23 protein-coding genes are annotated in these 21300 nt (G+C 66.9%); 7 read left to right on the top strand and 16 right to left on the bottom strand.

The window, feature by feature from the left end; all coding sequences use genetic code 11:
- Positions 1–149: 149 nt before the first annotated feature.
- The gene (locus MF607_RS13525) at positions 150–767 is read left to right on the top strand and encodes a YbhB/YbcL family Raf kinase inhibitor-like protein (RefSeq protein WP_242119628.1); all 618 of its coding nucleotides are present in this window, start codon (positions 150–152) and stop codon (positions 765–767) included.
- A gap of 137 nt (positions 768–904) precedes the next feature.
- Here MF607_RS13525 and ribH read toward each other — a convergent pair whose 3' ends face one another.
- The 7 genes from ribH to gltX form a co-directional block, all read right to left on the bottom strand.
- Positions 905–1327, bottom strand: coding sequence for a 6,7-dimethyl-8-ribityllumazine synthase (gene ribH / locus MF607_RS13520; RefSeq protein WP_242119626.1), 423 nt, complete (start codon positions 1325–1327; stop codon positions 905–907).
- A 1-nt stretch (position 1328) separates the two neighbouring features.
- Complete coding sequence (gene ribB / locus MF607_RS13515; RefSeq protein ID WP_242119624.1) at positions 1329–2459, bottom strand: 3,4-dihydroxy-2-butanone-4-phosphate synthase; 1131 nt, start codon at positions 2457–2459, stop codon at positions 1329–1331.
- A complete protein-coding gene (locus tag MF607_RS13510) occupies positions 2446–3051 on the bottom strand; it encodes a riboflavin synthase (RefSeq protein WP_242119622.1) in 606 nt (201 codons plus the stop codon). Before MF607_RS13510 ends, ribB begins: the two co-directional genes overlap by 14 nt.
- A 145-nt stretch (positions 3052–3196) precedes the next feature.
- Positions 3197–4150, bottom strand: coding sequence for a bifunctional diaminohydroxyphosphoribosylaminopyrimidine deaminase/5-amino-6-(5-phosphoribosylamino)uracil reductase RibD (gene ribD, locus MF607_RS13505; RefSeq protein ID WP_242119769.1), 954 nt, complete (start codon positions 4148–4150; stop codon positions 3197–3199).
- Positions 4151–4176: 26 nt separating this feature from the next.
- On the bottom strand, positions 4177–4524 hold the full coding sequence (locus MF607_RS13500; RefSeq protein WP_242119619.1) for a hypothetical protein: 348 nt from the start codon (positions 4522–4524) through the stop codon (positions 4177–4179).
- 273 nt (positions 4525–4797) lie between these two features.
- Positions 4798–5469, bottom strand: coding sequence for a TonB family protein (locus MF607_RS22720; protein ID WP_277925893.1), 672 nt, complete (start codon positions 5467–5469; stop codon positions 4798–4800).
- 91 nt (positions 5470–5560) lie between these two features.
- Complete coding sequence (gene gltX / locus MF607_RS13485) at positions 5561–6880, bottom strand: glutamate--tRNA ligase (RefSeq protein WP_242119617.1); 1320 nt, start codon at positions 6878–6880, stop codon at positions 5561–5563.
- Between the two features lie 120 nt (positions 6881–7000).
- Here gltX and MF607_RS13480 point away from each other — a divergent pair, with 120 nt between their 5' ends.
- Positions 7001–7936 (top strand): ribose-phosphate pyrophosphokinase, encoded by a 936-nt coding sequence (locus MF607_RS13480; protein WP_056458326.1) that lies wholly within the window; start codon positions 7001–7003, stop codon positions 7934–7936.
- A 526-nt stretch (positions 7937–8462) separates the two neighbouring features.
- Here MF607_RS13480 and MF607_RS13475 read toward each other — a convergent pair.
- The 5 genes from MF607_RS13475 to MF607_RS13455 form a co-directional block, all read right to left on the bottom strand.
- Positions 8463–9419: a CsgG/HfaB family protein gene (locus MF607_RS13475; RefSeq protein WP_277925902.1), complete on the bottom strand. Its 957-nt coding sequence runs from the start codon at positions 9417–9419 to the stop codon at positions 8463–8465.
- A 420-nt stretch (positions 9420–9839) separates the two neighbouring features.
- Positions 9840–10994, bottom strand: coding sequence for a hypothetical protein (locus MF607_RS13470; RefSeq protein ID WP_242119611.1), 1155 nt, complete (start codon positions 10992–10994; stop codon positions 9840–9842).
- Positions 10995–11085: 91 nt separating this feature from the next.
- Positions 11086–11832 (bottom strand): sulfite exporter TauE/SafE family protein, encoded by a 747-nt coding sequence (locus MF607_RS13465; RefSeq protein WP_242119609.1) that lies wholly within the window; start codon positions 11830–11832, stop codon positions 11086–11088.
- A gap of 4 nt (positions 11833–11836) precedes the next feature.
- Positions 11837–12226, bottom strand: coding sequence for a hypothetical protein (locus tag MF607_RS13460; protein ID WP_242119607.1), 390 nt, complete (start codon positions 12224–12226; stop codon positions 11837–11839).
- Positions 12223–12747: a sterol desaturase family protein gene (locus tag MF607_RS13455; protein WP_431311950.1), complete on the bottom strand. Its 525-nt coding sequence runs from the start codon at positions 12745–12747 to the stop codon at positions 12223–12225. The genes MF607_RS13460 and MF607_RS13455 overlap by 4 nt, the downstream gene beginning before the upstream one ends.
- Before the next feature lie 229 nt (positions 12748–12976).
- On the opposite strand from MF607_RS13455, the gene sucC reads away from it, so the two are divergent.
- The 3 genes from sucC (at position 12977) to MF607_RS13440 (ending at position 16055) form a co-directional block, all read left to right on the top strand.
- A complete protein-coding gene (gene sucC / locus MF607_RS13450; RefSeq protein WP_242119602.1) occupies positions 12977–14176 on the top strand; it encodes an ADP-forming succinate--CoA ligase subunit beta in 1200 nt (399 codons plus the stop codon).
- A 203-nt stretch (positions 14177–14379) separates the two neighbouring features.
- The gene (locus MF607_RS13445; protein WP_242119600.1) at positions 14380–15129 is read left to right on the top strand and encodes an electron transfer flavoprotein subunit beta/FixA family protein; all 750 of its coding nucleotides are present in this window, start codon (positions 14380–14382) and stop codon (positions 15127–15129) included.
- Complete coding sequence (locus MF607_RS13440; RefSeq protein ID WP_242119598.1) at positions 15126–16055, top strand: electron transfer flavoprotein subunit alpha/FixB family protein; 930 nt, start codon at positions 15126–15128, stop codon at positions 16053–16055. Before MF607_RS13445 ends, MF607_RS13440 begins: the two co-directional genes overlap by 4 nt.
- A gap of 252 nt (positions 16056–16307) precedes the next feature.
- Here MF607_RS13440 and MF607_RS13435 read toward each other — a convergent pair whose 3' ends face one another.
- Positions 16308–16826 (bottom strand): hypothetical protein, encoded by a 519-nt coding sequence (locus tag MF607_RS13435; RefSeq protein ID WP_242119596.1) that lies wholly within the window; start codon positions 16824–16826, stop codon positions 16308–16310.
- Positions 16827–16914: 88 nt separating this feature from the next.
- Here MF607_RS13435 and MF607_RS13430 point away from each other — a divergent pair, with 88 nt between their 5' ends.
- The gene (locus MF607_RS13430) at positions 16915–18150 is read left to right on the top strand and encodes a dipeptidase (protein ID WP_242119594.1); all 1236 of its coding nucleotides are present in this window, start codon (positions 16915–16917) and stop codon (positions 18148–18150) included.
- 16 nt (positions 18151–18166) lie between these two features.
- Here the strand turns inward: MF607_RS13430 and dapD are convergent, their stop codons facing one another.
- The 3 genes from dapD to mnmA form a co-directional block, all read right to left on the bottom strand.
- Positions 18167–18985, bottom strand: coding sequence for a 2,3,4,5-tetrahydropyridine-2,6-dicarboxylate N-succinyltransferase (gene dapD / locus MF607_RS13425; RefSeq protein WP_242119592.1), 819 nt, complete (start codon positions 18983–18985; stop codon positions 18167–18169).
- Complete coding sequence (locus tag MF607_RS13420; RefSeq protein WP_242119590.1) at positions 18982–19644, bottom strand: pyrimidine 5'-nucleotidase; 663 nt, start codon at positions 19642–19644, stop codon at positions 18982–18984. Before MF607_RS13420 ends, dapD begins: the two co-directional genes overlap by 4 nt.
- A gap of 177 nt (positions 19645–19821) precedes the next feature.
- Positions 19822–20916 carry a tRNA 2-thiouridine(34) synthase MnmA gene (gene mnmA / locus MF607_RS13415; RefSeq protein WP_242119588.1) on the bottom strand — a complete coding sequence of 365 codons (1095 nt, stop codon included), beginning with the start codon at positions 20914–20916 and terminating at the stop codon, positions 19822–19824.
- A 178-nt stretch (positions 20917–21094) separates the two neighbouring features.
- Here mnmA and MF607_RS13410 point away from each other — a divergent pair, with 178 nt between their 5' ends.
- Positions 21095–21298 carry a hypothetical protein gene (locus MF607_RS13410; RefSeq protein ID WP_242119586.1) on the top strand — a complete coding sequence of 68 codons (204 nt, stop codon included), beginning with the start codon at positions 21095–21097 and terminating at the stop codon, positions 21296–21298.
- The last annotated feature ends 2 nt before the right edge of the window (positions 21299–21300 follow it).

The raw sequence follows: 21300 nt of genomic DNA, 5'->3' as shown, positions 1-21300 counted from the left end.
ATGTTGCAACGCAGCAAACACGGATCGTATCCGGTGACGGGCGGGCCGCGCTGCGATCGTCCCGTCCTGCCCTGCAATGATACGCGCCGAAGGACCCCAATGGCGGTTTCGCCGGTTATCGGGCGGTATCTCGCGACGAAAGGACCATCATGCTCGAACATGTTCCGGGATGGCTCGGCGCCCTGCTGCACAATGTCCGCGCGGGCGCATCGAAGCTGACGATCGTCGATCCGGCGCTGGGCAGCTTCGCCAGCCTCGACCTTGCCAGCCTCGCCTTTGCCGACGGACAGCGCCTTCCCGAGCGCTTCACCGCTGATGGCGCGGGGGTGTCGCCCCCGCTGCACTGGCGCGGCGTGCCCGCAGAGGCGACGTCGCTGGCGCTGATCGTTGAGGACCCCGACGCCCCCTCGACCCAGCCCCTCGTCCACGCAATCCTGTGGGACATCGCGCCCGGCGACGGACAACTCGCCGAAGGCACGATCCGTCCCGACGGCGACGGCGATGCCGTACAGGGCGATGTCGGCCGCAACAGCTATCTACGCGAAGGCTGGCTGCCGCCCGATCCGCCGACCGGCCATGGCGAGCATCGCTACGCCTTCCAGCTCTTCGCGCTGAAGGACGCGCCACAGCTCGACCCCAATCCGGGCCGTAGCACGGTGGTCGAGGCAATGGCCGGCCGGGTCTTGGCGGCGGGCCTGCTCACCGGCGTGTATTCGCGCGGCGAACCGGCCGATGTCGGGCCGGTAGGCGCAACCGCACCGGCGTAACATCCTCCCCGGCACGGGGAGGGGGACCGCCGCGAAGCGGTGGTGGAGGGGGACATCCACAAACGGTCCGCAAGCGGCCGCCCCCCTCCACCAGCCTGCGGCTGGTCCCCCTCCCCGCAAAGCGGGGAGGAACTACCTCAAACCGAAAACCGCTCGCGCAATGCCAGCATCGCCAGCGCCGCCTTGGCCGCCTCGCCGCCCTTGTCCTTCTCGGTCCGCTTCGCCCGGGTCAGCGCCTGCGCCTCGTTCTCGACGGTCAGGATGCCGTTGCCGACCGGCACCCCCTCCAGCGACAGGTTCATGATCCCGCGCGCGCTCTCATTCGACACGACCTCGAAATGATAGGTCTCGCCGCGGATGATGACCCCCAGCGCGACGAACGCGTCATAGGTTTCGGCCGCATCGGCGATCGCGATCGCGCCGGGCACTTCCAGCGCGCCGGGGACGGTCACCGTCTCATGGTCATGCCCCGCCGCCTCGATCGCCGCCCGCGCGCCTTCGAGCAGCAGGTCGTTCAGATGATCGTAAAACCGCGCCTCGACGATCAGTATCTTCGCCATATCAATTCTCCGTGATCGGCCGTTCGCCGACGATCTTCAGCCCATAGCCGTCCAGCCCGACCAGCGTGTGATGGGTGTTGGTCAGCAGCACCATGTCCTCGACGCCCAGTTCGTTCAGGATCATCGCGCCGACGCCATAGTCGCGCAGTTCCTCCATGTCCGGCACCGGCGCACCGCTGCGCGCATGGATGGCCAGCGTCAGCCCATCGGGCCGCGGCCGGTTGATGACCACGACGACGCCGGCCCCCTCCTCGCCGATGATCCGCATCGACTTGCGCAGCAACCCGCCCCGGTCGCCACCTTCGCCGAACAGGTCGGCAAAGGGCGACAGCGCGTGCATCCGTACCAGCGTCGGCTTGCCCGGATCGATCAGCCCCTTGACCAGCGCGACCTGCTCGCTGCCCGTCGCCTTGTTCCAGAAGGTCATGGCACGCCACTCGCCGCCCCATTCGCTCTCGAACACGGTTTCGGCGCGCTTGGTGACCAGATGGTCGTGACGACGGCGATAGGCGATCAGGTCGCGGATCGTCCCGATCTTGAGGCCATGCAGCTGCGAAAAGCCGACCAGATCGTCCATCCGCGCCATCGTCCCGTCCTCGTTCATGATCTCGCAGATCACGCCCGAGGGGTTGAGGCCGGCCAAGCGCGACACGTCGACCGCCGCCTCGGTATGGCCCGCGCGCACCAGCACGCCTCCTTCGCGCGCGACGAGCGGGAAGACATGGCCCGGCGTCACGATCTCCGACGCTTCCTTGCTGGCGTCGATCGCCACCGCAATCGTCCGCGCGCGGTCGGCGGCGGAGATGCCGGTCGTCACCCCCTCGCGCGCCTCGATCGAGACGGTGAAGGCGGTCTCGTGCCGCGTACCGTTGTTGCGCGCCATCAGGTCGAGGCCGAGCTGCTCAACCCGCGATTTGGTCATGGCGAGGCAGATCAGCCCCCGCCCGTGCCGCGCCATGAAATTGACCGCATCGGGCGTCGCCATCTGCGCCGGAATGACCAGATCGCCTTCATTCTCGCGGTCTTCGTCGTCGACCAGGATGAACATCCGCCCGTTGCGGGCTTCGTCGATGATCTCTTCGGGGGATGACAGGAAGGCGTGGCGGAGACCCGCCAGTTCAGCGTTGGCCACGGACTTGTTCCATTCGCATCAGATAACGGGCGAGCACGTCGATCTCGATATTGACCGACTGCCCTTGCATGAGGCCCCCAAGCGTCGTGACCGCCTGGGTATGCGGGATCAGGTTGACGGTGAAGCGGGTGCCCTCGGCATCGTCGACCACCTCGTTGACGGTCAGCGACACGCCGTCGATCGTCACCGACCCCTTGGTCGCGACGAACGGGCTGAGCGCGCGATCGATCGCGAAGGTGACGCGGGTCGAATCCTTGTCGCTCTCGGTCGCAACGACCGTGCCGACGCCGTCGACATGGCCGGTGACGATATGGCCCCCCAGTTCGTCGCCCAGCTTCAAGGCGCGTTCTAGGTTCAGCGGACGTCCCGCGACCCATTGATCGGCGGTGCGCGACACCGTCTCGCCCGACACGTCGACCGCGAACCAGCCCGGCCCCTTGTCGACCACGGTCAGGCACACGCCCGAACAGGCGATCGATGCCCCCATGTCGATGGTGGTCGTGTCATAGGCGCAGGTGATCCGCACCCGCAGGTCGCCCGGCCCGTCGATCGATTCGATGCGCCCCACGTCGCTGACTATTCCGGTAAACACGCTTCGCTCCTCATCGTGGATCGTTCGACAGGCGGACCCACCCGTCATCCCGCGAAGGCGGGACTCCATAGCCGCTGACGGTTCGGCACTTTCCCCGCCGACAGCGTGTATGGATTCCCGCCTGCGCGGGGATGACGACCGATTGCTATCGCTCGATCCTGACGCGCTCGTAGACTTCCAACCGGTCGCTGCCAAGCATCCGGGCATCGTGCAGCCGCCATCGCCCATGCGCCGCCGCCAGATCGGTCAGCCCGATATCGGGCAGCGTCCGGCCATGCCCGATCAGGATCGGCGCGCGGTACAACAGCAGCCGGTCGACCGCATCGGCGCGCAGGAACGCCGCCGCCGTCGCCGCCCCGCCCTCGACCAGCACATGGTCGCCCGGCAGATCGACCAGCGCCTCGATCCCCGGCAGCATCGTGAACCCGTCCATGGCTTCGCAATCGGCCGACAGCACGACCCGCTGCGGGCTGCGACCGGTCAGGCCGGGCAGCCGCACGTCCAGCTTCGGCCGGTCGATCTCCGCCGTACCGCGCCCGACGAGGATCGCCTCGTGGCGGCTGCGCTCCAGATGGCCGTGCGCGCGCGCCTGTGGTCCGGTGATCCACTGGCTCTGCCCATCGGCGCGCGATACCGCGCCATCCAATGACAGCGCCAGTTTCAGCGTGACGGACGGCCGCCCCAGCGCGCGTCGCGTCAAAAACCCCGCCATCGCCCGCGCCGCTTCCTCGCTCCGGATGCCGGCAACCACCTCGATCCCCGCCGCCTGCAACCGGGCGATCCCCCGTCCATCGGTCCGCGGATCGGGATCGGTCAGGCCGATGACGACCCGCGCCACGCCGCTCTCGATCAGCAAATCGGAACAGGCCGGCCCCCGCGCCGAGACATGAGCGCACGGCTCCAGCGTGACATAGGCGGTCGCCCCCCGTGCCCGATCGCCCGCCTGCGCCAGCGCAGCGGCTTCGGCATGCGGGCGCCCGCCCGCGCACGTCCAGCCGCGCCCGACGACCCGGTCGTCCGCGACGATGACGCAACCGACATTGGGATTGGGCGCGGTCGTCCCGCACGTGCGTGCCGACAGCGTCAGCGCCGCGCCCATCCAGCGCGCATCCTCTTCGGGCTGGTTCAGATGCCCCAGCTTTTCAGCTTGTCGTCGATCTTCTTCCACTCGGCCTGCCGCTTGGCGCGTTCGCGTTCGAACTCGGCCTGCTCGGCCTCCTGTTTGGCCTGATCGATCTTCTGCTGGGCGATGATCTCCGCATCGGTGCGGTTCGCGGGCCAGCTTTCGAAATAGATGATGTTCGGCTTGTACGCCCGTTCGAAATAAGAATCGTGGACGAACGCCCAGCCGATCACGAGCACGACGCAGATCGACGCCAGCAGGAACCACCATTCATGCTTTTCGCGCGCACGGGCGAAATTCGCGAAATCGCGGATGGCATGAACCGGTGAGAATAGGTGGCGCAGCTTCACAGGGGCCAAGATAGGCGCGGGGGCGTATATGCGCCAGCCCCCGCCGCCACGGAAGAAGGTTGGTTCACGCGAAGGCGCGGAGACGCGAAGCGGTCGCGTTCTGGGCGAGCCTGTCGCAAACGGGAGACCATTGCGTCGGTTGCCAAGGGGCATCCAAGCCGCTGACGCGGATCAGGTTGCAACGGACGCAACCCCTTCGCGACTCCGCGCCTTCGCGGGAACCAACCTTCTTCCTTGACCCCAGAACCCCAGCCGAGATCGGGGGCTCCGCCTTCAGCTATCCTGCATCGTGAAGCGCACCGTCATCTGGCGCCAGCTTTCGACCGCCACCCCGTCGCGCGTCGCCGGACGGAAGCGCCATTTCGACAGCGCGCGCTTCTTCGTCGCCTCGAAGAACGCATCGCTGGTCGATCGCACCGGTTCGATCGCGCTCACCCGGCCGTTGCTGCCGACCAGCACCCGGACGACGACCACGCCATCGCGGCCGATATTGCGTTCGAACGCGGGATAGTCGGGCTGGAAATCGGCGCGATAGCGCGGATCGACGCTCGCCTCGACCAGCACCGGCAGCGGCGTCGCGACCGTCACCGGCGTGCCCGTCCCCACCCCGCTCGGCGTCGTCGGCAGTGGTACCGGCGGCGGCGGTGCGGGCGGGATGACGTCGGTGCTCTCCATCGCCGGCCCCGGCACCGGATAGGGCGCCGGCGGCACGACCGGCAGCGGCGCGGGCGTGGGATCGGTGACGACCCGCTCGACCGGCTTCACCTCGTCGATCGGCGGCGGCGGCGGGTCGATCGGAATGGCTTCGGTTTCCAGCGGCTTGTCGACCGGCCCGCGCATGACGGTCGTCGCCGTCATCATCGCCAGCGCCAGCAGGCCGCCATTGATCGCAATCGCAATCCCCAAGCCCACCGGGCTCAGGCCACGTTGTCCCTGATATGCCATGCCACCGTCCCTTCGATTCGTATCTCCTGCCGTCCAGTCGGCTGATGCGATGAGATACCCTATCGAAGGGGCTGTAAAGCTGACGTGCGCGTCAGCCCCGCAACCGTTCCACCGCGCGTTCGCGTCCGATCAGCGGCAGCAGCGCCGCCATGTCCGGTCCATGGTCCATGCCGGTCAGCGCGCGGCGCAGCGGCAGGAACAGCGCCTTGCCCTTGCGCCCGGTCTCGGCCTTCAGCGCACCGGTCAGCTGCCCCCATGGATCGGCCCAGTCCAGCCCCGCCGCGACTTCCGCAGCACGCGTCAGGAACGCCCGATCCTCCTCCGCCACCGGCAGCGCCGCGACCGGCCCGGTCACTACCCGCCACCAGTCGGCAGCATCCGCCACCCGCTCCAGATTGCCGCGCACCGCTCCCCATGCCGCCGCATCCATCCCCGCGGGCAACGCCGCCGCGACCCGCTCGAACGGCAGCTGATGCACGATCCGCGCATTGACCTGCGCCAGCTCGCCCTCGTCGAACCGCGCCGGCGCCCGCCCGAACCGGGCGAAATCGAACGCCGCGATCAACGGTGCCGGATCGATCACCGCCTCGACCGGATCGCTGGTCCCCAGCCGCGCCAGCAGCGCCACGACCGCCTCCGGCTCGATGCCCGCGTCGCGGAAATGCGCGACGCCCAGCGACCCCAGACGCTTCGACAGCTTGCCTTCGTTCCCGACCAGCAGCGCCTCATGCGCAAAGGCCGGCGGCACCGCCCCCATCGCCCGAAACATCTGCATCTGCGTGGCGGTGTTGGACACATGATCCTCCCCGCGCACGACATGGGTCACTCCCATATCGGCATCGTCGATCACCGAGGGCAGCAGATACAGCCACGACCCGTCGGCGCGCCGCACGACGGGATCGGACAGCAGCGCCCCGTCGAAGCGCTGCGGGCCGCGCACCATATCGTCCCACTCGATCGGTTCGGCCTCGAGCCGGAACCGCCAGTGCGGCCGCCGCCCCTCGCCCTCCAGCCGCGCCCGATCCTCGTCGCTCAACTTCAACGCCGCGCGATCATAGACCGGCGGCAACCCCCGCCCCGCCAGAATCTTGCGCCGCAGGTCCAGCTCCTCGGGCGTCTCATACGCCGGATAGATCCGCCCGCGCGCCACCATATCGGCGAACACCGCCTCGTACCGGTCGAACCGCGCCGACTGGCGTTCCTCGCCATCGGGCACCAGCCCCAGCCACGCCAGATCGGCACGGATCGCGTCGACGAACCGCTCCTCGCTGCGCGCGCCATCGGTATCGTCGATACGAAGCAGGAACCTGCCCCCCGCCTTCTTCGCGAACATCCAGTTGTGGAGCGCGGTGCGCAGATTGCCGATATGGAGGAAGCCGGTCGGGCTGGGGGCGAAACGGGTGACGGTCATGGGGCTGCCCAATCGCCCATTTGTCGCATCGGCGCAAACGCGGGCGTCACATGGGTTTCACAATTCGTCCGCGCACTCTATGGCGCACCCATTCTTTTCATCGTGGATACGGGCGCACCCATGAAGCTGCTGGCGGGCAATTCCAACCTTCCCCTGTCGACCGCGATCGCGGACTATCTGGAAATCCCGCTGACGAAAGCCAGCGTGCGCCGCTTCGCCGACGAGGAAATCTTCGTCGAGGTGCTGGAGAATGTCCGCGGTGAGGACGTGTTCGTCGTCCAGTCGACCAGCTATCCGGTCAACGACAATCTGATGGAGATGCTGATCATGATCGACGCGCTGAAGCGCGCGTCGGCGCGGCGCATCACCGCGGTCATCCCCTATTTCGGCTATGCGCGGCAGGACCGCAAACCCGGGCCCCGCACCCCGATCTCGGCCAAGCTGGTTGCGAACATCGTGACCGAAGCCGGCGCCGACCGCGTGCTGTGCGTCGATCTCCATGCCGGGCAGATTCAGGGCTTCTTCGATATCCCGACCGACAATCTCTATGCCGCGCCGGTCATGTCGGAGGATATCAAGACCCGCTTCGGCGAACACAATCTGATGGTCGTGTCGCCCGACGTCGGCGGCGTGGTCCGCGCGCGCAGCCTCGCCAAGCGCCTGCACAACGCCCCGCTCGCCATCGTCGACAAGCGTCGCGAACGCGCCGGCGAATCGGAGGTGATGAACATCATCGGCGATGTCGAAGGGCGCTTCTGCGTCCTGATCGACGATATCGTCGATTCGGCCGGCACGCTGTGCAACGCCGCCGCCGCCCTGAAACAGGCCGGCGCGGTCGGCGTCGTCGCCTATTGCACCCACGGCGTCCTGTCGGGCGGCGCGGTCGCCCGGGTCGAGGCGTCGGCGCTCGAAGAACTGGTCATCACCGACTCGATCGGCAACCACGACGTCATCGCGCAGGGCAAGAAGATCCGCCATCTGACCATCGCGCCCTTGCTGGCCGAAGCGATCCGCCGCATCGCCGACGAATCGTCGGTGTCGAGCCTGTTCGACTAATTGGTGATCCTCCCCGTTCACGGGGAGGGGGACCGTCCGCAGGACGGTGGAGGGGGCGTGCCACGGACGCAACGCCCGCGCGGGCGCTTGCCGTCGCGCAAACGCCTTCCTCCGCCTCCTGCCCGGCGACCGGCTCCTCAAGGCCTGATCCGGCCGACCAAAACGTCATCCCAGCGCAGGCTGGGATCTCCCGGTGATGGCACGGGACAAGCGCCGCGTGAGGCCCCAGCCTTCGCTGGGGCGACGTTCCGGTTGGCAGGATCGGACGCCAGATTATCCCAGTCTGCACCGGGATGACGCCGGTTCGACGTAAAGGGCTTCAGAGCCCTTAGAGCGGTTTCCGACCAGCTTGAACCACCATCATCGCCCTACGGGCGACCGCTGACGCGGCGGAGTGATTTCGGCTCGGGGCAGCGTTGCTTCGTCGGTCACGATGCTTCGGCATCGCTCCCTCCTTGCGCCTTGCCCCGAACCAAAATCACCTCCGTGCCGGTGATCCAACCTGATCGGAAACCGCTCTAGCCGATCAGTGGATATCGGGCGCGTCGGGCGAGGTCTGCGACGGAGCCAGCTTCGTGTTCAGCACCCAGCCGACATTGTCGTTTTCGTCGGCGACTTCCCAGAACAGCCCGCTCTTGTTGCCGGTGGGATAGACGATGCTGCCGACCGGCAAGGTGCGGATGACCTTAGCGGAGGCGACCGCCGATGCCCGCATCGCCACCGGCGCCTGCGCGGTGAAGGTCTTGGCCGGGGCCGCCTGCGCCGTCCCTTCCGCGCCGGGTCGGATGAGGCCGAGGCTGTTGACCATCTTGGCATAGGCCTGGATGAACGACAGGGTTACGATCCGGCCGATATCGGTATTGTCATATCCGCCGCCGACCGCGCCGGCCACGGCGAAGAACCCGCCCCCGCCCAGTGAGATGTTGTTCTTCGCGGCATAGCCGTCTTCGGTCGCGATCGTTTCGGTCGTGCGGACGTTGGTCAACGACAGCACCGTGTTCGCCTCCATCTTCTTGCTGCGAAGCCCGCCGATCAACCCGCCGACACGCCCGCCCAGCAATCCGCCGACCCCGCCGGCGATACCGTTGCCGCTGACATTCGAATTGGCGCCCTGCACCTCGGCGACCAGTACGTAATCGGCGGCCTTGATCTGCCCCTGCCCGACATTCGATCCGCGTTGCAGGCCCAGATTGCCGCCGATCGCCCGCTCTTTCTCGGCGGCGTTCAGCCCGCTGCCGCGATCGATGATATTGAAGCAGCCGGACCGGGCGACCAATACCTTCAGCAGCTTGGACGGCGGCGCGAGGTTCCACGCGGTCCAGTAGGACGAATTGTCGCCATCGACGATCGAAACGGTGCCCAGTTTGCGGGTGCAGCGCGGCACGTCGTTCGCGGTCTGCTCCTGCAACCGTTGACCCGCCGACGGCTTGGCCAGTTTCTGCGCGATGGCGGGCGTTGCGGATGCGAAACTGGCGGCCACCATCGCAGCGGCGATCAAACGCGTCTTCACTCCTGTTCTCCCCTTCGCTGGACGCGAGCGGGACGGATCGACCGGATCGCCCGCAACGCGCCGTTCAAAGCGGGACGAACCGGTAATGCGTACAACAGTATTCAGCAATATCGCGGAATGATCTAGATCATGCTACCTACGATACCAGACCATCCAACGCGATGATATCATGCCGGATTTCCGATCGTTGAAGCTTATGGCTAGACTGCTCAAGTACCTGCATTCTTTGCAGGATTATTTTAGTCTGGTCCGGGCGGGAAACAGGTCGACATACGCTGTGGACCGGCGTCACTTGGACTGGCTTCATCCTGGTCAGTTCCGAAACCTTCGACCAATACCGATACGAAACAAATAGTTAGTTCACGGGTCGCCAAGTCGATCGAAGGCCTCCGGCTATTCGGGAGTCTTTTTTGCGCCCAACGGCACATCGATGACCTTCAATTGATACCGCCCTGGCGGCAACAACAGCGCGACATCCTCCCCCGGCCGGATCGCCACCCGGTCCATCGGCACCGATACCTCGCTCTCCCCAACCGGCCGCGCCTCGACGATCCACCAGCCCTTGCCCGGACGCAACGCCTTGGGGATCGACACCACCCGGTCACCTGCCGCCACGCGCCATGCCGGACGCCCGCGCACGAACTGCGCCGTCGGATGATCGATGACAAGGTCGAACATCCCGACAGGCTCATCGGTCGGTAACTCGACCAGCCGATCCTTCGCCGCTCCGCCTCGACAGATGGTCTGCGACACCGTTAGCGGATCGATGCCGGTCAACGCCTTCAAGCGGGTCGCCATCCACTTCTGACCGTTCTTCAAAGGCACTTCGGTCGCGTGCGAATAGCCGACATGGACCAGCAGCTTCGCGCCCGGATGCGCGGCGATATAGTCGGCGAGTTGCTGTGCCTGCGACGTTTCCCGCCGTTCGATGCGGATATCCCACGAATCCTTCTCCTCGCCCGGTTGATGCCGTTGTTCGTAAGGCACCAGACGATAGCCGAGCGCCTTGGCCTCCCGGCCCAACCGCCCGAACCCGGCCTCGGACAGATAATAACCGTCCTGATCCTCGAAATATGGCTGGTCGGGGCGCTGCAGATAGGGCGGCAGGAACTTGTCGGGCGTTCCGGGTGCGGGGTTCGACAGCGTCTCCATCGCCAGCACGTCATATCCCAGCGGACGCAGCGCGCGGGCGACCCGCGCCGTAAAACCGCGATGTTCGGACCGTTCGTGACTTTCGTTTACGATCACGATCGACGTCCGGCGCGCACGCTGCACGATCACGTCGATCGGATCGCCTGCCCCCACGATCGGCTGACACGCCATCGGTTTGAAGTCGCTGCTGGTCGCGGCGATCAGGTCTTCGCGGCCGTACATGCTCAGCGTTTGTCCCGCCATATCATCGGCCAGCGGGCGGGCCGGATCGATGTCCGCGAGCGACCGGATCTTGTAATCGTCCTTCGAGATCGGCGCTGCGGCGATCGACGCCGGCGGAACCAGCGTTACCCGCCCGGTACATCCGGCCGCCGACATGCAAAGGATCAGGGCCATGGAGCGAAAAAGAACGGCGCGCATGCCGCAGGCTAGATCGCCCCGCGTACGTATACCATAGCCATTCAGAGCGAGTCTGAACCTAATTGGATCAGGCCACCCCGTCCCACACCAGCTTCACCCCCACCACGATCATCAACACATAGATCGCGGTATAGAAACGCTGCGCCGCCACCCGCCGCACCAGCCACACCCCCGCCATCGTCGACGCGATCGCCACCGGCAGCAGCGCCGCCGCCGTCGCCAGATTGGCGGGCGTGAACTGCCCGAGCGCCAGATAGGCTGGCACCTTCAGCCAGTTGACCGCCGCAAAGAACAGCGCGGTCGTCCCCACCAGCACATCGCGCGGAAGTTGACGCGGCAGCACCCATAGCTGGAACGGCGGCTGTCCGGCATGGGCGATCTGGCTGGTAAAGCCCGATGCCACGCCGAACAGCGTGCCGACCCAACCGGGCGAGGACCGTGCGACCGGCATCCCATGCCGTTCGGTCCATAGCCGCCACAGCCCGAACGCGATCGAAATCCCCCCGACCGCCGCCAGCACCGCCGAAGGTTGCACGCTACTGGCAAAACGATAGCCGAGCAGGATGCCGATCCCGGCGCCGGGCAGCATCCATCCGATCACCCGCCAGTCGATCGTCCGCCGGAACGCCCAGACGCCGACCACGTCCTGCACGATCAGGATCGGCAACAGGATCGCCGCCGCGCGCACCGGATCGACCGCCAGTGCCAGCATCGGCAGCGACAGCGCGCCCATTCCCGAAAAGCCGCCCTTGGCGAGGCCCAGCATCACCACCGCCGGCACCGCCAGCGCATAGAAGAACGGATCGTCGATCACCGCGTCAGTCGCGCCGCTCGCCCAATGCCTGCGCAATGCGGAACAGCGCCAGCACCCCGACCGCCAGCACCGCGACCAGCGCCAGCACGGCATAGGTCAGCACCTCCAGCCAGCGGGTGACGGCACGGGTGGCGTCGGCCTGTCGCGCGGTCGCGATGCTTTGCGGCGTTTCGATGCGGGGTGCGCCGGTGGTGAACGGCGCGGGCGAGGTCGCGGACACCGGCGCGCCGGTGCGCGGATCGACCCGCTGCACCGCGCCGGTGTCAACTTCCGCGCCGGAACGCGACGTTCCGCCATCGGTCGACATGGTCGCGACCGCCCCGACCATCGCCAGCGTCGCGAAGATCGCCAGCGCCCAGGACAGCGCGCGCGCCTGCCAGCCCTCCGGCGTCATGGATGCTCGACGGGGTCGTGGGTCCGCGCGGTCGCGGCGCGCACCCCGGCATTGCCGCGCCGCTTGAGTTCGGCCTTCAGATCCTCGGGCCTCGGCGCCCACAGGAAACCGAAGCTCACCGTGCCCTGCTTGGTCTCGACCGCATGGTGCAGCCGGTGGGCGGAGATGATCCGCTTCATATAGCTCGACTTCGGCAGATAGCGGTGCTGCAGCCGGCGATGGACGATAATGTCGTGGAATCCGAAATAGATCGCGCCGTAGGCGGCGATGCCGGCGCCGATCCAGATCGTGCCCGGCCACCAGCCCCATTGCACCCCGCCCAGCAGCAGGACGATCGACGGCACCGCGAAGATCGCGGCGTACAGGTCGTTCCACTCCCAATTGCCGTGGCGCGGGCGATGGTGGCTGGCGTGCAGGAACCAGCCCGGCCCGTGCATCAGCCAGCGATGCGCGACATAGGCGAACCCTTCCATGAAGATCACGGTTGCGACGAAGATCAGGATGCCGATTGCCCAGTGCATCGCGCGCATATAGCGGCTCGGGCGGGACATTGCGACGCCATAGCGGGGGTCTTGGGCAAATCGCGATTAGCCGTTTCTGCGCTCCCCTCGCTGCGAACGCAAGGTAAACGCATCTGCGACGCATTTGCATTAAGGTCGATTTGGGCTGGATTCGGCTGTCCGCATGTGCTCTAGGCGTGGCAACTTTGCCAACTTACAGACACCCACCCGAGAGGCGGAAGGCGAATCCATGAACATTCACGAATATCAGGCCAAGGAACTGCTCGCGAAGTTCGGCGTGCCGGTGCCCGCCGGCTTCGCGGCGCTGACCGTCGACGAAGCGGTCGAGGCATCGTCGAAGCTGCCCGGACCGCTCTATGTCGTGAAGGCGCAGATCCACGCCGGCGGCCGCGGCAAGGGCAAGTTCAAGGAACTGGGCCCCGATGCGAAGGGCGGCGTCCGCCTCGCCAAGACCGCCGACGAAGTCCGCGCCCACGCCACCGACATGCTCGGCAACACGCTGGTCACGATCCAGACCGGTGACGCGGGCAAGCAGGTCAACCGCCTGTACGTGACCGACGGCGTCGACATCGCGAAGGAATTCTACCTCGCGCTGCTCGTCAACCGTGTGACCGGCCGCGTCTCGATGGTCGCCTCGACCGAGGGCGGCATGGACATCGAAACCGTGGCGCACGACACGCCCGAAAAGATCCATTCGATCGACATCGACACCGCGACCGGCTTCATGCCGCATCACGGCCGCGCCGTCGCCGCCGCGCTCGAACTGACCGGCGACCTCGCCAAGCAGGCCGCCAGCGTCGCGTCGAAGCTGTACGACGCGTTCCTCGGCACCGATGCCGAGCAGATCGAGATCAACCCGCTCGCCGTCACCGATGATGGCAAGCTGGTCGTGCTTGACGCCAAGGTCGGCTTCGACGGCAACGCGATGTTCCGCCACAAGGACCTGATGGAACTGCGCGACACCACCGAAGAGGACGCGATGGAGCTGGAGGCGTCGAAGTACGACCTCGCCTACATCAAGCTCGACGGCGATATCGGCTGCATGGTCAACGGCGCCGGCCTTGCCATGGCGACGATGGACATCATCAAGCTGAACGGCATGTTCCCGGCTAACTTCCTCGACGTCGGCGGCGGCGCCAACAAGGAAAAGGTCACCGCGGCGTTCAAGATCATTCTCGCCGATCCGGCGGTGAAGGGCATTCTCGTCAACATCTTCGGCGGGATCATGAAGTGCGACATCATCGCGGAGGGCATCGTCGCCGCCGCGAAGGAAGTGAACCTGTCGGTGCCGCTGGTCGTCCGCCTCGAAGGCACGAACGTGCAGGCGGGCAAGGACATCCTCGCCAATTCGGGTCTGGCGATCGTTCCCGCCAACGACCTCGGCGATGCCGCCAAGAAGATCGTCGCGGAAGTGCAGAAGGCGGCCTGATCGCCCCTGCCACGCGCATGAAACGGGGTCCGGGCGGAAACGTCCGGGCCCTTTTTCGTTGGGGGGACAGGGCGATTCGCGCTAGGGTCGCCGCCTGCCGCTACGGCGTCCCGGCGTTTCCATACCGGACTTGCGAAACCCACGCAGAACCGCCACAGAAACCCGCGATGCCACCGCGCAAAACGTTTTGAGAGGGAGTGCCCATGAAGGTGCTGGTGCCGGTCAAGCGTGTGCTTGATTACAATGTGAAGCCCCGCGTGAAGGCGGACGGGTCGGGCGTCGACCTTGCCAACGTCAAGATGAGCATGAACCCGTTCGACGAGATCGCGGTCGAGGAAGCGATCCGCCTGAAGGAGAAGGGCGTTGCGACCGAGATCGTCGTCGTCTCGATCGGCGAACAGAAATCGCAGGACACGCTGCGCACCGCCCTCGCCATGGGTGCCGACCGTGCGATCCTGATCACCAGCGAGACCAAGGTCGAGCCGCTCGGCGTCGCCAAGCTGCTGAAGGCGGTGATCGACGAGGAAGCACCGCAGCTGGTCATCCTCGGCAAGCAGGCGATCGACGACGACAACAACCAGACCGGCCAGATGCTGGGCGCGCTCACCGGTTATCCGCAGGGCACCTTCGCCAGCAAGGTCGAGGTGTCGGGCGACACGGTCAACGTGACGCGCGAGGTCGATGGCGGGCTGGAGACGGTCGCGCTCGCCCTGCCCGCGATCGTCACCACCGACCTGCGCCTCAACGAACCGCGCTACGCCTCGCTGCCCAACATCATGAAGGCCAAGTCGAAGCCGCTCGCCGCCAAGACCGCCGCCGATTACGGCGTCGACGTCACCCCGCGCCTGACCACGGTCAAGGTCGAGGAGCCGTCGAAGCGGCAGGCCGGGGTAAAGGTCGCCGATGTCGACGAACTGGTCGGTAAGTTGAAGACGCTGGGAGTGGTCGCATGAAGACGCTGGTTTGGGTCGAACATGACGGGCAGTCGGTCAAGGACGCGACGTACGCGGCGATCACCGCTGCCGGAAAGCTGGGAGAGGTCGAGTTGCTGGTCGCCGGCCAAGGCGTCGACGGCGTCGCACAGACCGCCGCGCAGATCGCCGGCGTCGCCAAGGTGCTGGTCGCCGACGACGCGGCCTATGCCCATAACCTCGCCGAGAATGTCGCGCCGCTGGTCGTCGAACTGATGGGCAGCCACGATGCCTTCGTCGCCGCCGCGACCACGACGGGCAAGAATATCGCGCCGCGCGTCGCAGCGCTGCTCGACGTCATGCAGATCAGCGAAATCCTGTCGGTCGAGGGGCCGGACAGCTTCACTCGTCCGATCTATGCCGGCAATGCGATCGCGACGGTCAAGACCAGCGATGCCAAGCTGGTGCTGACGGTGCGCGGCACCGCGTTCGACAAGGCCGAAGCGACCGGCGGCTCGGCTGCGGTCGAAGCCGTCACCTCGACCGGTGACAAGGGCGTGTCGAAGTTCGTCGGCGCCGAAATCGCCGCATCGGAACGTCCCGAACTGACCAGCGCCAAGATCATTGTCTCGGGCGGTCGCGCGCTCGGATCGGAAGAGCAGTTCCATGCGCTGATCGATCCGCTCGCCGACAAGCTGAACGCCGCGGTCGGCGCCTCGCGTGCGGCGGTCGATGCCGGCTATGCCCCCAACGATTATCAGGTCGGCCAGACCGGCAAGATCGTCGCCCCGGAAGTCTATATCGCGGTCGGCATTTCCGGCGCGATCCAGCATCTCGCGGGGATGAAGGATTCGAAGGTCATCGTCGCGATCAACAAGGACGAGGACGCGCCGATCTTCCAGGTCGCCGATGTTGGGCTGGTGGGCGATCTGTTTACCGTGGTGCCGGAGTTGACCGCCAAGCTTTGAGGCGCGCAGCGAAGCTGTACGCCGGTGCGCAAGGGGCAAAGCCCCAAGCGCACAAAGCGACGGCCGGCCGGCGTCGCCACAGCGACGACCGACGACGCGGGATTTACTCCCGCGTCGGCACTTGTCGAGAAAACCCGTCCGGTCGAGCACTGACCCGGAAGGCCGGCGTCAAACAAATGCCCTGAACCGAACGGACCACAAATCCTCCCCGTGCCGGGGAGGACCGATGGCTTGAAGCCTTCCAACAGGCTCCTACGGCGTTCCCGCCACCGGCAACGGCACCGCCGGATCGAGCGGGATCGTCACCCGCTTGGCGCGCTCCTTTTTCGACGGACCGCCCTTCACCCCGCGCACCACGTCACTGAGCAGCTTGCCGACATTGGTCGCCTCGCCCGGTTCATCGCAGCAGCTGTTCGGATCGATCAGCTTGCCGACCGCGCGAACGAGGAACGTGCCCCCGCCAAAGATATCCACCCCCGTCGTACACCCTTGCGACAGCGTCGCGCACGGAGGAGCCGCCGCCGCCATCGCCCCGCGCCCATCGGCGTAGGGATTCGATGCCAGCGGCCGGTCGGGTGGCGTGCGCTCCGAGGGCAGCTGGATCCGCGGCGTCCGTGCCGCCTCGCCGCACACCAGAATTTCGTCGTCCTGCGAATTGCGCCGCTGCGACGCGCACGGATCGACGAGGATCGAGATCCGCTCGGGCGGTGTCGGGATCGCTCGGGCGGGCGTCGCGGCCTGACCGGCCAGCAGCAGCAACAGGGCAACCATCGGCGCATCTCCCATCTGCCATGCAGCAAGCGCATGGGGGTACCCCGCCGTAGCACTTGTCGGCGTCCGGCGCGACGCGGTAGCGTGCATGCCGATGCTGCTCCCCCTGTTCCTGCTCGCCGCGCAGGCCCCCGCCCCCTACGCCGCCGATATCGCGCGCGCCGAACGCGTGCTGGCGCGCACCCCGATCATCGACGGGCATAACGACCTGCCATGGGAAATCCGCGACGGGCATCATGCCGCGGTCGAGGCGGTCGACCTGACCGCCGATACCAGCCGCATCGAACCCCCGCTCCAGACCGACCTGCCGCGCATGGCCAGGGGGCATGTCGGCGGGCAGTTCTGGTCGGTGTGGATTCCAGCGACGACGACCGGTCCGCAGGCGGTAGAGACCACGATCGAACAGATCGATATCGTCCGCCGTATGATCACCGCCAATCCGGCGCGCATGGCGCTGGCCCGCGACGCCGCCGACATGGCCCGGATTGCGAAGAGCGGCCGTATCGCCTCGTTGATCGGCGTCGAGGGCGGACACCAGATCGACGGCCGCCTCTCGGTGCTGCGCCAATATTACAATCTCGGCGTCCGCTACATGACCCTCACCCATGGCAAGAGCGTCGGCTGGGCCGACAGTTCGACCGACGCACCGCAGGCGAACGGGCTGACCGATTTCGGACGCAAGGTCGTGGCGGAGATGAACCGGCTGGGGATGCTGGTCGATGTCGCGCACGTGTCCGACGCGACGATGGCGGCGGCACTGGCAGCGACTAGGGCGCCGGTGATCGCGTCGCATTCCAACGCGCGTGCGCTTGCCGACCGGCCGCGCAACATTCCCGACCCGTTGCTGGCGGCGATCGGCCGCAACGGCGGCGTGGTAATGGTCAATGCCTATCCCGCCTTCCTGTCGAGCGCGTGGAACGACTGGGACAATCGGCGCGGCGCCTATGCCAAGGCGCAGGGGCTGCCCGGTAACCGATATGGTCGCGAGACGCCGCCGGCGCTGCAGGCATGGGAAGCGGCCAACCCCGCCCCCCGCGTCACCGCTGCGACGATGGCGGATCATGTCGAGCATATCGCGAAGGTCGCCGGGCGCGCGCATGTCGGCATCGGCGGCGATTATGACGGCATTTCGGGCACCGGTCCCGAAGGCATGGGCGGCGTCGACGGCTATCCGCTGCTCTTCGCCGAACTGGCGCGGCGCGGCTGGTCCGACAGCGACCTTAGCGCGCTGGCGCAGGGCAATGTCCTGCGCGTGCTGTCCCAGGCCGAAGCGGTGGCGAAGTCGATGGCGAACCAGCCGCCGGTCGACGCCACCGCGCCCTGACCGGCGGTGGCCGGCATCAGTCCCGCAGCAGGTCGTTGATGCTGGTCTTGCTGCGGGTCTGCGCATCGACCCGCTTGACGATCACCGCGCAGTACAGCGCCGGCTTGCCGTCGGTGCCGCCGGTCGAGCCGGGCACGACCACGGCATAGGGAGGTACTTCACCACGGAAGACTTCGCCGGTCACGCGGTCGATGATCTTGGTCGACGCGCCCAGATAGACGCCCATCGACAGCACCGCGCCTTCGCCGACTCTCACGCCTTCGGCAACTTCTGCACGCGCGCCGATGAAGGCGCCGTCGCCGATGATGACCGGATCGGCCTGCAGCGGTTCGAGCACGCCGCCGATGCCCGCGCCGCCCGACAGGTGCACGTTGCGGCCGATCTGCGCACAGCTGCCCACGGTCGCCCAGGTATCGACCATCGTGCCCTCACCGACATAGGCGCCGATATTGACGAAGCTCGGCATCAGGATCGCGCCCTTGCCGATAAACGCACCGCGGCGGACGATGCTGCCCGGCACCGCGCGGAAGCCGGCCTCGCGGAAGCGATGCTCGCCCCAGCCGGTGAATTTGCTCGGCACCTTGTCGAACCAGTTGGTGCCGCCGGGGCCGTCCATGATGGTGTTGTCGTTCAGGCGGAACGACAGCAGCACCGCCTTTTTCAGCCACTGATTGACCTGCCAGCCGTCGCCGACCGGTTCGGCCACGCGGGCCTCACCCGCATCGAGCAGCGCCAGCGCGGCGTCGACCGCCTCGCGGACCTCCCCCTGCGTATGGACGGTCAGTTCGGCACGGTTTTCCCAGGCGGCGTCGATCTGGGCGGCAAGGTCGGTCATGATTCCTCCACGAAACGTAGCCACGCGACGATGTCGTGCGTGATGTAATCGATATGGTCGCGGGCCACGCCCGGCCCCTGTTCGGATCCGTTGTCGACCCAGACGGTGGTCATCCCCGCCGCCTTGGCCGGCACGAGGTTGCGCGCCATGTCCTCGGCGAACAGCGCGGTCGTCGGGTCGATCTCCCACGCCGCGCACAGTCCTTCATAGGCGCTGACATGCGGTTTGGGGCGATAGGCGGTGGCATGGATGTCGTGGATGCCGGCGAAGCTGTCCGACAGGCCCAGCCGCTCCAGCACGCGCCGCGCATAGGGCGCATCGCCATTGGTGAAGACCAGCTTGCGTCCCGGGAGCGCAGCCAACAGGCGCGGCAGGTCGGGATCGGGCACCAGCGGCGACAGGTCGATGTCGTGCACGAAATCGAGGAAATGGTGCGGATCGACCGCCTGTTCCGCCATCAGCCCCGACAGCGACGTGCCGTGGTTATGGAAATGCATCTTCTGCACCCGGTGCGCCTCCGCCGCGTCGCAGTCGAGCAGGTCGCAGATATATTGCCCCATGCGCGCCTCGATCTCGGCGAACAGGTTCGACGACGCCGGATACAGCGTGTTGTCGAGATCGAAGATCCAGTCGCGGACATGGGCGAGCGCAGGTAGCATCGGTCGCGGGCTGTAGGCGGTGGTGGCGATGGCCGCAAGTTCCTCCCCGGTACGGGGAGGGGGACCATGCGCAGCATGTTGGAGGGGGTTGGCCGCGCAACGCAACCGTGCCGTATGTCGACACCCCCCTCCACCACCGCTTCGCGGCGGTCCCCCTCCCCGTGCCGGGGAGGATCTTTACGCGGCCTCCGTCCCTTCGATCCAGCCGCCGCCCAGTACCCGGTCGCCGGCATAGAGCACCGCCGCCTGGCCCGGTGCGACGCCATATTCGGCTGCGTCGAACACCAGCCGTTCGCCATCCAGCCGTGCCGGCACCGGTTTCGCCATCGACCGCACCTTGGCGGTCAGCGGGCCGGCATGATCCCCGCCGATCCAGTTGATCTCCGACAGCCGCGCCGCGCCGACCGCCAGCGCACTGCGCGGTCCCACGACCAGACGCTTCGTCGCCGGTTCGAGCCGCACGACATAGAGCGGCTCGGCGAGGCCCCCGATCTCCAGCCCGCGCCGCTGCCCGACGGTATAGCCGACCAGGCCGCCATGCCGGCCCAGCACCTGCCCGCCAAGGTCGACGATCTCGCCGCCTTCATTCGCTTCCGGGCGCAGCTTGCGGACCAGCCCGGCATAGTCGCCGTCGGGGACGAAGCAGATGTCCTGGCTGTCGGCCTTGCCGGCGACGCCCAGGCCCAGTTCGGCGGCGATCTCTCGCACGCGCGCCTTGGGCATGTCCCCCAGCGGGAAGCGCAGGAAATCGAGCTGGTCCTGCGTCGTCGCGAACAGGAAATAGCTCTGGTCGCGCGCCGGATCGACCGCGCGGTGCAGTTCCGCGCCATTCGGCCCCGCCACCCGCCGGATATAATGGCCGGTGGCGAGGCAATCCGCCCCCAGATCGCGGGCCAGTGCGAACAGGTCGGTGAACTTCGGCCCCATATTGCATTTGACGCACGGGATCGGGGTACGCCCTGCCAGATAGGCATCGGCGAAATCGTCGATCACCGTCTCGCGGAAACTGGTCTCGTGATCGAAGACATAATGCGCGATGCCCAGCCGGTCGCATACCTCCCGCGCATCGCGAATGTCGCGCCCGGCACAGCAGGAACCGGCACGGCCGACCGCGGCGCCGTGATCGTAGAGTTGCAGCGTGACGCCGATCGTCTCCGCGCCGGTCGCATGGGCGAGGGCGGCGACGACCGAACTGTCGACCCCGCCCGACATGGCGACGACGATCCGCCGCGCGGAAATAGGTGATTCGAGTTGAAAATCAGCGGCATTCATGATCCCGCCGATAATCCTTTCACGGCCGGCTTGCAAAAATACCGTGCCATTTACCGGACCTTCAGTTGTCCGGAGTAGCTATGTCGTTAGAAACCCATGAGGGAAAGATGCATTGGACCTGAGTTTCGCCCGTTTTGACCGTGGGATAGCGGTCACGCCGTTGCCGACGGAGCTGGCCGTGCTGCTGGCTGCGGCGACGGGGCGGCAGGCGGCGACGCCGACGGCCCGGTTGCAGACGCGGCTGGCGTGGAAACGCGCGCCGGTATCGCTGCTGACTCCGACCGACGGCGCGTTCAACGGCTGGACGGCGGCGTTGCTCGACCCGTGCATCGTGGCGGAACACCGTTCCGTCGCGAAACCCACATGGGCCCCGCGCGAATGAAG

Source organism: Sphingomonas lacusdianchii, from assembly GCF_022664395.1.
GTDB classification, from domain to species: Bacteria; Pseudomonadota; Alphaproteobacteria; order Sphingomonadales; family Sphingomonadaceae; genus Sphingomonas; species Sphingomonas lacusdianchii.
This window is presented reverse-complemented; position numbering and strand designations above follow the sequence as displayed.